The organism is Buttiauxella cochleicola, from assembly GCF_021282435.1.
GTDB lineage: Bacteria > Pseudomonadota > Gammaproteobacteria > Enterobacterales > Enterobacteriaceae > Buttiauxella > Buttiauxella massiliensis.
In genome coordinates, this window is record NZ_JAJSOT010000001.1 from 819,150 (window position 1) to 836,030 (window position 16,881).

General features: G+C 47.3%; 13 protein-coding genes, 2 tRNA genes and 1 other RNA gene. 7 read left to right on the forward strand and 9 right to left on the reverse strand.

All coding sequences use genetic code 11. The features are described from left to right. Positions 1 to 50: 50 nt before the first annotated feature. Both oppA and LVQ77_RS03710 read right to left on the reverse strand, forming a co-directional pair. The gene (gene oppA, locus LVQ77_RS03705) at positions 51 to 1,685 is read right to left on the reverse strand and encodes an oligopeptide ABC transporter substrate-binding protein OppA (RefSeq protein ID WP_232864422.1); all 1,635 of its coding nucleotides are present in this window, start codon (positions 1,683 to 1,685) and stop codon (positions 51 to 53) included. 760 nt (positions 1,686 to 2,445) lie between these two features. Further along, entirely contained in the window at positions 2,446 to 3,093 is a 648-nt protein-coding gene (locus LVQ77_RS03710; protein WP_034455840.1) for a YchE family NAAT transporter, read from the reverse strand. A 479-nt stretch (positions 3,094 to 3,572) separates the two neighbouring features. On the opposite strand from LVQ77_RS03710, the gene adhE reads away from it, so the two are divergent. After that, on the forward strand, positions 3,573 to 6,257 hold the full coding sequence (adhE, locus tag LVQ77_RS03715) for a bifunctional acetaldehyde-CoA/alcohol dehydrogenase (protein WP_232903707.1): 2,685 nt from the start codon (positions 3,573 to 3,575) through the stop codon (positions 6,255 to 6,257). A 116-nt stretch (positions 6,258 to 6,373) separates the two neighbouring features. Here the strand turns inward: adhE and tdk are convergent, their stop codons facing one another. Then, the gene (gene tdk, locus LVQ77_RS03720; RefSeq protein ID WP_232864420.1) at positions 6,374 to 6,985 is read right to left on the reverse strand and encodes a thymidine kinase; all 612 of its coding nucleotides are present in this window, start codon (positions 6,983 to 6,985) and stop codon (positions 6,374 to 6,376) included. A gap of 555 nt (positions 6,986 to 7,540) precedes the next feature. On the opposite strand from tdk, the gene hns reads away from it, so the two are divergent. Further along, entirely contained in the window at positions 7,541 to 7,951 is a 411-nt protein-coding gene (gene hns, locus LVQ77_RS03725) for a histone-like nucleoid-structuring protein H-NS (RefSeq protein ID WP_151995693.1), read from the forward strand. Between the two features lie 143 nt (positions 7,952 to 8,094). On the opposite strand, the gene LVQ77_RS03730 is transcribed toward hns, so the two are convergent. From LVQ77_RS03730 to rssA, 5 genes are all read right to left on the reverse strand, one after another. Then, positions 8,095 to 9,105, reverse strand: a complete 1,011-nt coding sequence (locus LVQ77_RS03730) for an NAD-dependent epimerase (protein ID WP_232864419.1) — start codon at positions 9,103 to 9,105, stop codon at positions 8,095 to 8,097. A gap of 139 nt (positions 9,106 to 9,244) precedes the next feature. Continuing rightward, positions 9,245 to 10,585, reverse strand: coding sequence for a UDP-glucose dehydrogenase family protein (locus LVQ77_RS03735; RefSeq protein WP_064518490.1), 1,341 nt, complete (start codon positions 10,583 to 10,585; stop codon positions 9,245 to 9,247). 24 nt (positions 10,586 to 10,609) lie between these two features. Further along, complete coding sequence (gene galU / locus LVQ77_RS03740) at positions 10,610 to 11,518, reverse strand: UTP--glucose-1-phosphate uridylyltransferase GalU (protein ID WP_151995691.1); 909 nt, start codon at positions 11,516 to 11,518, stop codon at positions 10,610 to 10,612. A gap of 200 nt (positions 11,519 to 11,718) precedes the next feature. Further along, on the reverse strand, positions 11,719 to 12,732 hold the full coding sequence (rssB, locus tag LVQ77_RS03745; RefSeq protein ID WP_232903708.1) for a two-component system response regulator RssB: 1,014 nt from the start codon (positions 12,730 to 12,732) through the stop codon (positions 11,719 to 11,721). 93 nt (positions 12,733 to 12,825) lie between these two features. Then, complete coding sequence (rssA, locus tag LVQ77_RS03750; protein WP_034455850.1) at positions 12,826 to 13,734, reverse strand: patatin-like phospholipase RssA; 909 nt, start codon at positions 13,732 to 13,734, stop codon at positions 12,826 to 12,828. A 175-nt stretch (positions 13,735 to 13,909) separates the two neighbouring features. Here rssA and LVQ77_RS03755 point away from each other — a divergent pair, with 175 nt between their 5' ends. The 5 genes from LVQ77_RS03755 (at position 13,910) to LVQ77_RS03775 (ending at position 15,964) form a co-directional block, all read left to right on the forward strand. Next, positions 13,910 to 14,368, forward strand: coding sequence for a YchJ family protein (locus tag LVQ77_RS03755; protein ID WP_232903709.1), 459 nt, complete (start codon positions 13,910 to 13,912; stop codon positions 14,366 to 14,368). Between the two features lie 51 nt (positions 14,369 to 14,419). Next, positions 14,420 to 15,265, forward strand: coding sequence for a formyltetrahydrofolate deformylase (gene purU / locus LVQ77_RS03760; protein WP_151995688.1), 846 nt, complete (start codon positions 14,420 to 14,422; stop codon positions 15,263 to 15,265). A gap of 164 nt (positions 15,266 to 15,429) precedes the next feature. Then, positions 15,430 to 15,514: transfer RNA gene (locus LVQ77_RS03765), tRNA-Tyr, on the forward strand. A 191-nt stretch (positions 15,515 to 15,705) separates the two neighbouring features. Further along, positions 15,706 to 15,790: transfer RNA gene (locus LVQ77_RS03770), tRNA-Tyr, on the forward strand. 43 nt (positions 15,791 to 15,833) lie between these two features. Next, positions 15,834 to 15,964: non-coding RNA, RtT sRNA (locus LVQ77_RS03775), on the forward strand. A 239-nt stretch (positions 15,965 to 16,203) separates the two neighbouring features. Here LVQ77_RS03775 and narI read toward each other — a convergent pair. Then, the gene (gene narI / locus LVQ77_RS03780; protein ID WP_232903710.1) at positions 16,204 to 16,881 is read right to left on the reverse strand and encodes a respiratory nitrate reductase subunit gamma; all 678 of its coding nucleotides are present in this window, start codon (positions 16,879 to 16,881) and stop codon (positions 16,204 to 16,206) included.

The following is a 16,881-nucleotide window of genomic DNA, read 5'->3' on the forward strand; positions in this document are numbered from 1 at the left end:
GCACCTGCAGCGTGAAGTATGAGGGATAAAACCTGCCCCACGAATTGCCATTAATGTTTGATGATATACATATCTTTAGTATAGATATTATCCATCGGGTCTTTACCGGTATAACCGCCAACCCATGGTTTCACCAGACGGGCATTCACGTAGTAATAAACCGGAACGATTGCAGAATCTTTGCCCAATTGCTGTTCCGCTTTATCGTATGCAGCAGCGCGTTGTGCATCATCAGTCGCTTTCAGCGATTCCGCCATAATGGCGTCAAAGGCTGGGCTCTTATAATGCGCGGTGTTCATTGAGCTTGAAGACAGCATTGTGTTCAGGAAGGAAGTCGGTTCGTTGTAATCCGCACACCAGCCAGCACGTGCAACGTTGTAGTTACCCTGGTGACGCGTATCGAGGAAGGTTTTCCACTCCTGGTTTACCAACTTAACGTTCACACCGAGGTTTTTCTGCCAGATAGAAGCAGCTGCGATAGCCAGTTTCTTGTGCAGATCGGAGGTGTTGTACAACAGGTCGAAGGTCAGCGGTTTATCTTTGGTGTAACCCGCTTCAGCCAGCAACTTCTTAGCTTCTTCGTTACGTTTTTCCTGAGTCCATGAGAACCACTCAGGTTTAGTCAGTTTTGCACCGTCAGTATAAGGAGGGGTATAGCCATATGCTGGCAGATCGCCCTGCGCCTTCACTTTATTAACGATAATGTCACGATCCAGACCCAGTTTCAGAGCGGTACGGACACGCGCATCGTTAAATGGAGCTTTCTGGTTGTTAATTTCGTAGTAGTAAGTACACAGATATGGGTCAACGTGTACTTCAGCTGGAATTTCTTTTTTCAGTTTCTGGAACAGCTCGATTGGCAGGTTGTTATACGTCATGTCAATCTCGCCGCTGCGATAGCGGTTCACATCCGTGACTTCGGAAGAGATTGGCAGATAGGTGATTTGCGAAATAACGGTTTTCGCGTTATCCCAATAATTAGTATTACGCTCCATTACGATGCGTTCGTTAACAACCCAGTCTTTCAGTTTATAAGCACCGTTGCTCACGATGTTTGCAGGTTGGGTCCACTTCTCACCAAACTTCTCAATGGCGGTTTTGTTCACCGGGGACATCGCCGGGTTAACCAGAAGTTTGTAGAAGTAAGGAACAGGCTCGCTCAAAGTGACTTCCAGAGTGTGGTCGTCAATGGCTTTTACGCCCAGTTCACTTGGTTTCATTTTGCCGTCGATGATGGCATCAACGTTTACGATATGGCCGTATTGCGGGTAGCTTGCGTATGGGGAAGCAGTATTTGGATCAACCAGACGCTGCCAGCTATAAACGAAATCTTGCGCTGTGACTGGCTCGCCGTTAGACCATTTCGCATCTTTACGCAGATGGAAGGTCCAGACTTTGAAATCTTTATTATCCCAGGACTCTGCTACTCCCGGAATTGGGTGACCGTCTTTTGGAGAAGTAATCAATAAACCTTCAAACAGATCACGGCTGACGTTTGACTCAGGAACACCTTCAATCTTATTTGGGTCCAGAGACTGTGGTTCAGCACCGTTATTTCGGATCAACGTTTGCTTTTCTGACAGTTGAACACCTGCAGGAACTTCGGCCGCCATGGCCACATTGCCTACGATTAGCGCGGATAAAATGCTTGCTGCTACCAGACTTTTTTTTGTGATGATGGACATTGTGTTGATACTCCACTCATTATAATTACCGACCCGAAAGCCAGCCTCTTCCCCTTAGGGTTCCTTAACAGCGCAAGAGCGTTATGCGACTGTCCGGATTAACTTCTGTATTACTTGCTATCACCGACTTTATTTTTTGGGACGCTCTTATTGGCACCCTGTTCCGTCGATTCTTAATCAACCCACCCTGTACTCAGGTTGATTTTTATGAGTCATCTGTAAATGAAACATTTCTCAGATAATTGTGTTGCCCGGAAAGTATCAAAAGCCTTTGACGCTCGCCAATACAATTTGCAAATTTGTTAACCATTTCTCTTTTATCTATGTGGAGACTGGTTCGTAACGATGCTTTTGCCGTGCAAAACACTCGGTTAACTCTTTAAAAATAAAAGAGATACCGGTGACCAAAAAGATGGATTTCACGCAGACTGATGGCACTCAGCTGTCATTCACGAAAAAATAACAATTGGTTGTTTTTTAGCACATTCATCTACTGGATAGCATGATTTACTAATATCATCTCAATAAAGCGGCAGCAAGCATCATTGTGTAGTGTGAGTTAAATAACGAACTGATTGTCAGTTTTATGTACAGCGGGGAAAAGTGAAGGTTGTTAATACGCGGTTTCCAAAGCATTTTCTTATGAATAATTTTCTTATGAAAACTAAAAAAATGCTTATGCTTTAATCGCATTGGTAAAAAATTAACAAAAAAAAGCAGAATGGCTATTCTGCTTTTTCATATGCCGGTTTCAGCAGAACTAACTTAATAACCCTGGGAAGATCGTTTTCAGGCCAGTCACTATAAATTCGATACCCAGCGCCATCAACAACAACCCCATAATACGGGTGATAACGTTGATGCCGGTTTGCCCCAACAAACGGACTAACCACGGGGCAAGGCGGAAAACCAACCAGCAACAAAAAGCAAAGAGTGCAATAGCGATTGAAAAACCAACCAAATAATTCCAGCTATGGTAACGCGTGCCCCATACAATAGTCGAACTGATTGCACCGGGACCTGCCATTAAAGGCAATGCTAATGGCACAACACCCACACTTTCACGGATAGCGCTTTCTGATTTTTCTTGTTTGTTCTGTTTATCTTCCCCGAGCTTACCGCTGATCATCGACATCGCAATGGTGACCACCAGGATACCGCCAGCAATGCGGAAAGAATCAATTGATATGCCAAATAATTGCAGAATACCGTCACCGAGGAACAACGACGTCCATAAAATAATCGCTACCGACAAGTTGGCGGTAAGGTTTGTTTTATTCCTGGCCAACGCCGTTTGGTAGCTGGTCATACTGATGAATACAGGAATGATCCCCACTGGGTTTACCAGCGCGAACAAGCCAATAAAGAACTTAAAATAGGTAGGCAAATCGAACAAGGATTGAGCCACTCAAAACTCCGCGAATGAACGTAGCAAAGGCCGGCGTAATGTAATGGAAAACAGGTGCTGGCGCCACGCACTTTCGCAGCATAGATAACTACTTTTATTAGCAAATGCGATATTAAACGATATTGTTACCCACTTGTTGAAAATATGGTAATTTGTTTTATCTTTGCTGTGACTAAAATTTTAAAGACTTATCAGTTACCTGAATCCTCCCTGCTGAATGGAGTCAGCCTTAAAATATTGTGATTTATATCACAAAAAACCTACTCAGAAGTGAGTACTCTTGATGCATCTGAAGAGCAAATGATTCAGAAGATGAATAGGTTTTTTTAGGTAGGCTCTTTTAGTAAATCAGCAAGATGTTTTGGGAAGTTTTTGGATAGTCGTGGCTCGTGTCTTACGCAAGCTGTTGCCCGCTGACTATACTGTCGTCTCGAGCAGCTCATTTACTAAAAGAGTTTAAACATTATCAGGAGAGCATTATGGCTGTAACTAATGTCGCTGAACTTAACGCACTTGTAGAGCGCGTCAAGAAAGCCCAGCGTGAATATGCCAACTTTACTCAAGAGCAAGTTGATAAAATCTTCCGCGCCGCCGCTCTGGCTGCTGCAGATGCTCGAATCCCTCTCGCGAAACTGGCCGTTGCTGAATCTGGCATGGGTATCGTTGAAGATAAAGTGATCAAAAACCACTTTGCTTCAGAGTATATCTACAACGCCTATAAAGATGAGAAAACCTGCGGTGTGTTGGATGAAGACCACACCTTCGGGACTATCACCATCGCTGAGCCAATCGGTATTATCTGCGGTATCGTGCCAACGACTAACCCAACTTCAACGGCTATCTTTAAGTCTCTGATCAGCCTGAAGACTCGTAACGCGATCATCTTCTCTCCACACCCACGTGCAAAAGACGCGACCAACAAAGCAGCAGACATCGTTCTGCAAGCTGCGATCGCTGCTGGTGCACCTAAAGATCTGATCGGTTGGATTGACCAGCCATCTGTCGAACTGTCTAACGCTCTGATGCACCACCCAGATATCAACATGATTCTGGCAACTGGTGGCCCAGGCATGGTTAAAGCAGCATACAGCTCCGGTAAACCAGCAATCGGCGTAGGCGCAGGTAACACCCCTGTTGTTGTTGACGAAACTGCCGACATCAAACGTGTTGTTGCTTCTATCCTGATGTCTAAAACCTTCGATAACGGCGTAATCTGTGCTTCCGAGCAATCAGTTATCGTTGTTGACTCTGCTTACAACGCAGTGCGCGAACGTTTTGCATCCCACGGCGGCTACATGCTGCAGGGTAAAGAGCTGAAAGCTGTTCAGGATATCATCCTGAAAAACGGCGCACTGAACGCAGCTATCGTTGGTCAGCCAGCAACTAAAATTGCTGAACTGGCAGGCTTCACAGTACCGGCTGACACCAAGATCCTGATTGGTGAAGTAAGTGTTGTTGACGAATCTGAGCCATTCGCTCACGAAAAACTGTCTCCAACTCTGGCTATGTACCGTGCTAAGAGCTTCGAAGATGCAGTTGTTAAAGCTGAGAAACTGGTGGAGATGGGCGGCATCGGCCACACCTCTTGCCTGTACACAGACCAGGACAACCAGCCAGAGCGCGTTAAGCACTTCGGCGACAAAATGAAAACTGCACGTATCCTGATCAACACCCCTGCTTCTCAGGGTGGTATCGGTGACCTGTACAACTTCAAACTCGCGCCTTCCCTGACTCTGGGTTGTGGCTCATGGGGTGGTAACTCTATCTCTGAGAACGTGGGTCCTAAGCACCTGATCAACAAGAAAACCGTTGCTAAGCGAGCTGAGAACATGTTGTGGCATAAACTTCCGAAATCTATCTACTTCCGCCGTGGCTCCCTGCCAATCGCGCTGGACGAAGTGATTACTGATGGTCACAAACGTGCGATGATCGTTACCGACCGTTTCCTGTTCAACAACGGTTATGCAGACCAGATCACTTCTGTTCTGAAAGCAGCTGGCGTTGAAACTGAAGTATTCTTCGAAGTAGAAGCTGATCCAACTCTGTCCGTAGTACGTAAAGGTGCAGAACTGGCGAACTCCTTCAAACCAGACGTGATTATCGCGCTGGGTGGTGGTTCACCGATGGATGCTGCGAAAATCATGTGGGTTATGTACGAGCACCCAGAAACTCACTTCGAAGAACTGGCTCTGCGCTTCATGGACATCCGTAAGCGTATCTACAAGTTCCCGAAAATGGGCGTAAAAGCGAAAATGATCGCGGTTACCACCACTTCCGGTACTGGTTCAGAAGTGACTCCGTTTGCTGTTGTAACTGATGATGCTACTGGTCAGAAATACCCACTGGCTGACTACGCTCTGACTCCAGATATGGCGATTGTTGATGCCAACTTGGTCATGGACATGCCTAAGTCCCTGTGTGCATTCGGTGGTCTTGATGCCGTAACTCACGCACTGGAAGCTTATGTTTCTGTTCTGGCGAGCGAGTTCTCTGACGGCCAGGCTCTGCAAGCACTGAAACTGCTGAAAGAAAACCTGCCAGCATCTTACAACGAAGGCTCTAAAAACCCAGTTGCTCGTGAGCGTGTACACAACGCTGCGACCATCGCGGGTATCGCGTTTGCGAACGCCTTCCTGGGTGTGTGTCACTCAATGGCTCACAAACTGGGTTCTCAGTTCCACATTCCTCACGGTCTGGCGAACGCCCTGTTGATCTCCAACGTTATCCGTTATAACGCGAACGACAACCCAACTAAGCAGACTGCATTCAGCCAGTATGACCGCCCACAAGCGCGTCGTCGTTATGCTGAAATCGCAGACCATCTGGGTCTGAGCGCACCGGGCGACCGTACTGCTGCTAAGATTGAGAAACTGCTGGCATGGCTTGACAGCATCAAGGCTGAACTGGGTATTCCTAAGTCCATCCGCGAAGCTGGTGTTCAGGAAGCTGACTTCCTGGCTCACGTTGACAAACTGTCTGAAGATGCGTTCGATGACCAGTGTACCGGTGCTAACCCACGTTACCCACTGATCTCTGAACTGAAACAAATTCTGATGGATACCTTCTACGGTCGTGAATTCTCCGAAGAAGGCAACGAAGCAGCACAGGCTAAAACAGCAGCTCCTGCCGCGAAAGCTGACAAGAAAGCGAAGAAAACCGCTTAATTGTAATAGCTAATAAAAAACCCGCTTCGGCGGGTTTTTTTGTTTCTGCTTTCTAAAAACGCCGCACAAAGCCTCTCACGACGATGATTGAGAAAGGCACTCATCTGCCTTCCTATTTAATTTAATTCGCTCTGAATGCCTTCCAGAGAGCCTGTTTGCAGCGCTTCTTTATAGTGTTTACGGCAAACAGACACATAGCGCTCGTTCCCACCAATCACAACCTGTTCTCCCTGGTTATACGGACGACCTTCCTGGTCGAGGCGCAAAACCATGCTGGCTTTACGTCCACAAAAACAGATAGTTTTTAATTCCACGAGTTTGTCTGACCACGCTAATAAATATTGGCTTCCGCCAAATAACTCGCCCTGAAAATCAGTGCGTAGGCCATAACATAATACGGGAATATCTAATTCATCCACGACGTCTGATAACGCCAGAACTTGATCGCGTGTCAGGAACTGGCATTCATCTACCAGTACGCAATGCACAGCGTCCCGCTGATGCTCTTCACGTATTTCATTGAATAATTGGGTTGAGTCATTGTAGAGCTTTGCGGGCGACGATAATCCAATACGCGAACTCACCTTTCCAGAACCAAACCGATTGTCAATTTCTGCGGTATACACCAATGTACGCATTCCGCGCTCTTGATAGTTGTATGACGATTGCAGTAATGCCGTAGATTTACCCGCGTTCATTGCGGAATAGTAAAAGTAAAGTTGTGCCATTGGTCAGCTAGCCTGAGTTAAAATGTAAATATTATTAACACAGGATTATATCATAAGCCGTTAGGGAGTTGCTTTTACCTTATGACTCCAGGAAGAATTCATAGATTGTTAGAGAGATATATAAACCATAGCGTGGAATGCCTGAAATCGGCAGATGTTTGATGTTCATCACGTTGCACTTAACTTACGGAGTTTTCAGTGTTTTTGCTGGTACTCCCTGAAATCTATTGGATCATCAATAATAACTATCTATTAAAAATATCCACCATTACAGGCAATAATACCAAAGGTTGATATTTCACCATTAATGCGTTTATGTCTCAATTTACTACTTCGGCAACCCTGAAACTATCAGGGTTGTTGTAGAAAAAGTGAGTTCCCCACGTTTTGTTTACCTTAGATGCAAGCCAAAATTTAAGTTAATACCCTTTTATAAATCGACAAAATATTATGGAATTTTGAATTCCTTACATTACTTCCTATTGCAGAACTTAATTTAAGCCTCTATTATTAGCCCAACAAGCCAACCATCAATATAAGTTTGAGATTACTAAAATGAGCGAAGCACTTAAAATTCTGAACAACATCCGTACTCTTCGTGCACAAGCCAGAGAATGTACCCTGGAAACGCTGGAAGAAATGCTGGAAAAATTAGAAGTTGTTGTTAACGAACGCCGTGAAGAAGATAACGCTGCTGCTGCAGAAATTGAAGAGCGTACTCGTAAACTGCAACAATACCGTGAAATGCTAATTGCTGACGGCATTGATCCTAATGAATTACTGAATAGCATGGCTGCTGTTAAAACTACAGGCAAAGCTAAACGCGCTGCACGTCCAGCTAAATATCAGTACATCGACGAAAACGGCGAAAGCAAAACCTGGACTGGCCAAGGCCGTACTCCAGCTGTAATCAAAAAAGCAATGGAAGAGCAAGGCAAGAAACTGGAAGACTTCCTGATCGCCTAATTTTCGCTTTTAGTGCTGCTTATTAAATCCCGCTTCGGCGGGATTTTTATTTTGAGCGCATCATTAGCAGAATCTTTGTTACTACAAATAGTGCTCATAAAAAAAGGAAGCCAGGCTTCCTTTTTTCATTTAACTTCTCAGCATTAGCTGACTTTATAGAATGCCTTATACCAGTCTACGAAGCGCTGTACGCCATCCTGAACCGATGTCTGTGGTTTAAAGCCAATGACATCGTACAACGCCTTCGTGTCCGCACTCGTCTCCAGAACGTCACCTGGCTGCATAGGCATCATATTCTTCTGGGCAACCTTACCTAAAGAGGTTTCAAGGGCAGTAATATAATCCATCAACGTAACCGGATTACTGTTCCCGATATTATAAACTCGATAAGGTGCTGAGCTTGTCGCCGGAGTTCCTTCCTCTACTGTCCACGTGGCATCGGCTTGCGGAATGACATCCTGCAAACGAACGATTGCCTCTGCAATATCATCAATATAAGTGAAGTCACGACGCATTTGCCCATGATTATAAACGTCGATACTCTTTCCTTCGACAATCGCACGAGTAAATTTAAATAACGCCATATCCGGGCGGCCCCATGGACCATAAACGGTGAAAAAGCGTAACCCGGTCGTCGGTAACCCATATAAGTGCGAGTACGTATGCGACATCAACTCGTTAGCTTTTTTGGTTGCCGCATATAATGATATTGGATGATCGACAGTGTCATCAGTTGAGAACGGAAGTTTGCGATTTAGCCCATATACCGAACTGGACGAAGCATATAACAGATGCCCCACTTTATTATGGCGACAACCTTCAAGAACATTTAAATGCCCCACAAGGTTTGAATCAGCATAGGCGTGAGGGTTATCGATGGAATAACGTACACCTGCTTGTGCAGCAAGATGAATCACACGATCAAATTTCTCTTTGGCAAATAATTCCGCCATGGCATTACGATCGGCAAGGTCAATTTTATCGAAACGGAATGAAGAATGTGGTGCGAGGAGATCAAGACGAGCTTGCTTAAGATTGACATCGTAATAGTCATTCAGGTTATCGATACCGATAACCTGGTGACCGGCTGCCAGCAAACGTTCACTGACATGAAACCCAATAAAGCCTGCACTGCCGGTAACCAAAAATTTCATATAATCCTCATTTATACCCGTCATACTTCAAACTACATCTTTGTTGGCTTCGTAAACATACCCGAATCACCTACTGATGTAAGTTCATCGGGATGTGTTCACTTGCCGCCGCGATGCAGCTTGAATTATTTAGGATATATTACGCAATATTGATGGACGCTCCGCGGCCGATTGCATAATAGACAAAGCCGCGTTTGTTAAGTCTCTCAGGATCATACAGGTTACGGCCGTCAAAGATAACTGGTTGCTTTAGGGATTTCTTGATTGCATCAAAATCAGGTGCACGGAAACTTTGCCACTCTGTACAAATAACCAGAGCATCTGCATCTTGTAATGCGGCTTCTTTAGTTCCCATCAATTTCAGATCTGGACGATGTCCGTAAATGCGCTGAGCTTCGTCCATTGCTTCCGGGTCATACGCCTGCACCTGAGCACCGCGTTCCCACAGCGCTTCCATCAGGACGCGGCTAGAGGCTTCACGCATATCGTCGGTATTCGGTTTGAATGAAAGTCCCCACAGCGCGAAGGTTTTACCTTTCAGATCTTCACCGAAATGACGAGTAATAAACTCAGGGAGTTTTAACTTCTGGTCGTGGTTGACCTCTTCTACCGCTTGCAGAATACGTGGCGTGTAGCCAATCTGCTGAGCGGTACGAATCAGAGCCTGCACATCTTTAGGGAAGCAGGAGCCACCATAACCGCAGCCAGGGTAAATAAAGCTGTAGCCGATGCGGGAGTCTGAACCAATACCCATACGCACTTTTTCGATATCTGCGCCCAGCCGTTCTGCCAGGTTGGAGATTTCGTTCATAAAGCTAATTTTAGTCGCCAGCATGCAGTTCGCGGCGTACTTGGTCAGCTCAGCACTACGGATATCCATCAGGATCATGCGATCGTGGTTGCGATTGAACGGCTCGTACAATTCACGCAGCAAATCCACCACATCATCGTTATCGGTACCGATAACAATACGCTCAGGGCGCATGCAGTCAGAAACTGCCGCACCTTCCTTCAGAAATTCAGGGTTAGAAACCACATCAAATGGAATATCCACGCCACGGGCTTTCAGCGTCTCTTCCATTACGTTGCGAACTTTGTCTGCTGTTCCGACAGGAACGGTAGATTTATCGAGCACAACTTTGTGGGATGTCATGTGCTGCGCGATAGTACGTGCAACAGCGGTGACATATTTCAGGTCAGCAGAACCGTCTTCATCCGGCGGAGTTCCAACGGCAATAAATTGCATTTCACCATGATGGACGCCCAATTCAGCATCGGTGCTGAACTGTAAACGGCCTTCTTCATAGTTTTTCTTCACCAGTGGCGTTAAGCCGGGTTCAAAAATTGGGATCACGCCGTTTTTCAGATTTTCGACTTTCTTCGCATCGACATCTATGCACATTACATCGTGACCAACTTCCGCAAGCACTGCAGCCTGAACAAGTCCAACATAGCCGATACCAAATACAGTAACTTTCATCTTTCTATCCTGCGTTGAAATGAATTACTTTTTCGCGCCAACTGTCTCTTCTAGCCAGGCTTTAAAGTCTGCGCCCAAAGTGCTGTGACGGATACCGTACTCCACAAACGCCTGCATATAACCGAGTTTGTTACCACAGTCATGGCTCACGCCTCTCATGTGATAGGCTTCAACAGTCTGTTTTTCCATCAACATAGCAATGGAGTCAGTCAGCTGAATTTCATCACCAGCACCTGGAGGTGTTTTGGACAACAGCGGCCAAATATCAGCAGTCAGCACATAACGGCCTACAACTGCAAGATTAGATGGTGCAACATTGGCTTTAGGTTTCTCAACAATACCGACCATTGGCACGCTGTCACCTTCGTTTAACTCAACGCCTTTGCAGTCAACAACACCGTAAGCGGTAACATCTTCTACCGGCTCAACCATGATTTGGCTGTGGCCTGTAGTATCAAAACGTTTGATCATTTCGGCCAGGTTATCCTGCGAAAGATCGGATTCGAACTCATCAAGAATTACATCTGGCAGAATAACGGCTACTGGCTCATCGCCGACAACCGGATGGGCGCACAGCACTGCGTGCCCCAGGCCTTTAGCCAGGCCCTGACGAACCTGCATGATAGTGACATGCGGAGGGCAAATAGCCTGAACTTCATCCAGCAACTGGCGCTTAACACGTTTTTCGAGCATGGCTTCAAGTTCGAAGCTGGTATCGAAGTGGTTTTCGATGGAGTTTTTCGAAGAGTGAGTCACCAGCACAATTTCAGTAATGCCCGCGGCGATACATTCATTGACCACATACTGAATTAACGGTTTATCGACTAAAGGCAACATCTCTTTTGGAATAGCCTTGGTAGCCGGTAACATACGTGTGCCCAATCCCGCGACAGGGATTACTGCTTTTCTTACTTTAGAATTAATGGCAGCCATTGAAAAATCTCCTGGACTGTTCAAGTTTTCACTTGCACGTCAATTAAAAAAACGTCTCGAGTATATCAGCTTAAAAATGGAATCTGCGGCTGTTTACCCGTTGCGTTGATAATTTAAGACTAATACGATTTGGATAGATACGATATTACCACCAGCAATGATAGGGGAGAAAACCTAAATGATTTCAACCATCCAGATGCTCATTCCGCAGACAACATCAGCCGTAATCGCCCGCCACTTCCCCAAACCTGACACTGCCAGGACTCACAACGCTGGCTAATTTGATTGAGATAAGTATTGCCCAGTGTTCCCAAAGGCACACCGTTGCTGACCTGAATTTGATGCTCACCGGTATTTAAGGTGGCATTTAGCCCCGCCGAGACCAAAATGAGGTTTTTGAGTTCACTATGGTAATAACCCACCATCAGCGGAAACTGCCCGGTAAGATTGGCCTGACGTAATAATTGATTCACTTGTTTGAGTAAATTACCGAGCTCAGGTAAACGTTGGTTTTGTTTGGAAAGTTGTTCCTGCAATAGCCCGTTAAATAGCGCTCGTAATAACAGCGCCGCCAGCACCCCATTATCCCCTGCTCTTGTCACATCAAGGCAATAAAATGCCAGGTCGTTCTCTGACAAAGCAGCAATATCCAGAACAAGTCCTGGTTGATTATGAGTGATTAACTGGCGGTAATTCACCCGGCAATGCGAAATCACCTGTTGTACCGGGGGTTGTAGTTCTTGAAGTAGCGTAGATGCAGCCTGCGGGTCGCTGACCAGCGCATCCCAGTCCTGAAACAGCCGCTCTTCTTCTTCAACACGCGAATTAAACATGTTGGGATAGAGGCAGGCGAAGACTGTTTCACGCAGACGATTGAGGTCTTTAATTGGCTTGAGCAGAACATCCTGCACCCCAAAGCGTAAGGCTTTGGCGATATCTGACATGTTCTCGGTGGCTGAGATCACAAGGATTGGCGTCTGTACGCCTTCATTACGCAAGTGCTCTACCAGCTTCAATCCATTCATGCGCGGCATAGCCAGATCGCAAATCAGCAGATCGGGCGCAAAACTGGTCATCTTTTCCAGAGCATCTATACCATCAACGGCAACGGCAATGACCGCACCTAAGGAAGAGAGATAATTTTCCAGTAAAGAGCGGAAAACGGGCTCATCCTCAACAATGAGAATCAGTTTTCCAACGAGTGGCTGTGTCATTTTCGCTCCCCTGACTGGCGATAGATCAATAGTGGCATGGTATGACAATCACCGCCTGTCAGAATTGCCTGAAGATGCGAGTTTTCACCATACTCAATCATGGGTACGAACCAATGGCAGCAGCTCATCCATCTTTTTCTCGACGGCAAGACTGCCCGCACTTATCGCTTCCGCGGCACGGTGGAAATCAAGCGTTGAAATCTGGGGGCAAAAAGGTTGCAGCAAAATATCCGGTGGGTCACCCGCCATACGGTTACGCTTTAAGCGGTTTTCCAACACCTGAATAGAGGTGGTCATGATTTCCATGGCCGTTGGCGTGGTATTGGCACGACGGGTAGTGATTTTGCCGAGCTGTTCGCGCAAACGACCACGCCATGAATCAGGCTGCACCTGATTTTCAGCCAGAGGAGTCGTCATATTGACGGAGAGTAAATCTTGCTGCATCAAATGCGCATCATGTTGCAGGTCGACGGCAATCACGATATCGGCACCCAGCGCACGCGTTAGCGAAACAGGCACCGGGTTAACCACTGCGCCATCCACCAGCCAGTAGCCGTTATACCCGACCGGCGACAATAGCCCCGGCATACTGCAAGAGGCTCGAACAGCCTGATGCAAATCACCATCCGTGAACCACAATTCACGTCCAGTACTTAAATTGGTGGCAACAGAGCCAAAACGCAGCGCGCAGTCTTCAATTTTTTCTTCAGTGATGATTTTACGGACGTTGTTGAACACGCGCTCGCCACGCAACAAACCGCCACGACGCCAGGAAAGATCCATTAGTCGCAGTACATCCCAATAGCCGAACGATCGCACCCATCGTTCCATCATAGGTAAGCGATTACTTGCATACGCGGCACCGACCAGTGCCCCAACCGAGCAACCTGCAACGATATCAACCTGAATGCCTGCTCGTTTTAACGCATTAATGACACCAATATGCGCCCATCCTTTTGCTGCTCCCGACCCTAATGCCAGGCCGATCTTTACCTGTCTCATTTTGCCTCGGTCTTTCTTCCCCGGTTTATACCCATCATTCTTCAAGCTGCGGGAGGTGTTGATTGCAACTCAAATGCCCATGGATATATCACCTCGTGGCGAACTCGCCACAGCTCAGTTAACATAACTACCCCGCGTATTTACGCTGACTATTTTTTGTAACCAAGGAGATGCTGTGTCGCAACTTTGCCCTTGTGGTAGCGGTCTGGAGTATAGCGTATGTTGCCAGCCTTACCTACGCGCAGACAAGCCCGCGCCAACCCCATCACAGCTAATGCGTTCACGTTATAGTGCGTATGTGATGCAGGACGCAGACTATCTTGTCACGACCTGGCACCCGCAAACCCGCAGCCCTTCGCTGAAATCAGATATTTCAGGAAGTTTTGGCACAACCAAGTGGTTAGGTCTGACAGTTTATGAAGCTGCTGCCGGACGCGATGAAAACGAAGGTTTCGTCAGTTTTGTCGCGCGCTTTGAAGAACAAGGCGAAGAAAGTGGCATTATCGAGCGTTCGCGTTTCTTAAAGGAAAACGGCCAGTGGTACTATGTCGATGGAACACGCCCGCAATTTGGTCGCAATGACCCCTGCCCTTGCGGTTCTGGAAAAAAATATAAAAAGTGTTGTGGTCGTTAACTCACCGTGGCACAAATCAATTAGCAAACACACGCACAACAGGATTTCCCCGTGACACAAGCACTACAGCGAAAAGTACTCCGCACCATTTGCCCTGACGCTAAGGGCCTGATCGCCAAGATCACTAACATTTGTTACAAGCACGAACTGAACATTGTTCAGAACAACGAGTTTGTTGACCATCGCACCGGGCGCTTCTTTATGCGTACCGAGCTTGAGGGGATTTTCAACGACAACACGCTACTGGCTGATTTAGATGGCGCATTGCCTGAAGGTTCGGTGCGTGAACTCATTCCTGCGGGTCGTCGTCGCGTGGTGATCCTGGTAACCAAAGAAGCGCACTGCCTGGGTGACTTATTAATGAAAGCCAATTATGGCGGCCTCGATGTTGAGATCGCTGCCGTTATCGGCAACCACGAAACTCTGCGCACGCTGGTTGAGCGTTTTGATATTCCGTTTGAGCTTGTCAGCCATGAAGGTCTGACGCGCGAAGATCACGACCAACAAATGGCCGACGCGATTGCAGCGCACAAACCGGACTACGTGGTACTGGCGAAATACATGCGTGTGTTGACGCCTGAGTTTGTTTCGCGCTTCCCGAACCAGATTATCAACATCCACCACTCGTTCCTGCCTGCGTTCATCGGTGCGCGTCCTTATCACCAGGCGTACGAGCGCGGCGTGAAGATCATCGGTGCCACCGCGCACTATGTGAACGACAACCTGGATGAAGGCCCAATCATCATGCAGGATGTGATTCACGTCGATCACACCTACACTGCAGAAGATATGATGCGTGCCGGGCGTGATGTTGAAAAAAATGTTCTCAGCCGCGCACTGTATCAAGTGCTGGCCCAGCGCGTGTTTGTATACGGTAATCGCACGATTATTCTGTAGATCAATCATGTAATTGCTTAGGTTTGCGACGTTACGTGTAAAAAAACGGCAAACGATTCATTTTCTTACAGTGAATGCTTTACAGCGGCGCTTCATTTGATATGATGCGCCCCGCTTCCAGACGAAGGAGGCGAGTAAGAAAGCCAACAAAATGTAATACCCCTGGCGGGGTTCCCGAGCGGCCAAAGGGAGCAGACTGTAAATCTGCCGTCATCGACTTCGAAGGTTCGAATCCTTCCCCCGCCACCATTCTTGACCACTACATTGTGGTTAAGGCAATAAGTTATCATTGAGATGAGCACTTATTGGGGAAGGACGAGAATCTTCGATTAAGGTTCGAGTCGAACGTAGTGAGACAACGTTGCTTTAGCAACGGTCATCCTTCCCACTATGTTCAACAAGGCAACACCAATCAGGCTTTAGCAGTACCCAACACCCCTGGCGGGGTTCCCGAGCGGCCAAAGGGAGCAGACTGTAAATCTGCCGTCATCGACTTCGAAGGTTCGAATCCTTCCCCCGCCACCATTCTTTGCAACACCTTCCCAGCTCATCCAAATCGTACAATCTTCCATATTCCCGTTGGGGAAGGATGAGAAGCTTCGACTAAGGTTCGATTCGAGCGAAGCGAGAAAGCGTTGCCGCAGGCAACGACCCGAAGGGCGAGACGCAAAGCGTCGAGTAATCCTTCCCCCGTCACCATCTTCTGAAGTACCTTCCCAACTATTCCAAATCGCACCATATTCAACACCTCTGTTGGATGACGCTTCGCTTATCCAACCTACAAAACCAAATTCAAAACCAAACACAAAACGCAAAACCACAAACGCAAAACCGATCCGTAGGTCGGATAAGCGCAGCGTCATCCGACACAGCCCCACCAAAAAAACACAAAAAAATACCCGGCCGAAGCCAGGTATTTTCAATCCAACCAACAACCGTCAGCGGCGAGCGCGCACAATCTGATACTTACGCGTCAAATACTCCACCGGTGCGCTCCACACATGCACCAGACGGGTGAACGGGAACAGCAGGAACAGCGTCATGCCCAATACCAAATGCACGCGGAAGATAAACGCCACGCCGTCCAGATACTCAGATGCACCGCCGTGGAAAGTCACCACCGCCTGTGCCCAGCCCACCAGCTTCATCATCTCGCTGCCGTCCATATGCTGCGCCGAAAACGGAATCGTCAACAAACCCAACGCACACTGAATCACTAACAGGCTGAGAATCAGAATATCCGCCACGCTCGACGTTGCACGAATGCGCGGGTTAAACAGGCGGCGTTTCAGCAGCAGCAAACCGCCCACCAGCGTCATCACACCGCACGCGCCACCGGCAATCATCGCCATCTTCTGCTTCACATCAATCGGCAGGAACGACTCGTACATCCAGTGCGGCGTTAACATCCCCAGGAAGTGACCGGCAAAAATCCCGAGAATCCCGATATGGAACAGGTTTGACGCCAGATTCATCCCTTTGCGATCCAGCATCTGGCTGGAACCCGCTTTCCAGGTGTACTGGCCGTAGTCGTAACGCAACCAGCTCCCCAGCAGGAATACCGTCCCGCAAATGTACGGATACATGTCGTAGAAGAACACATTGAGAAATTGCAT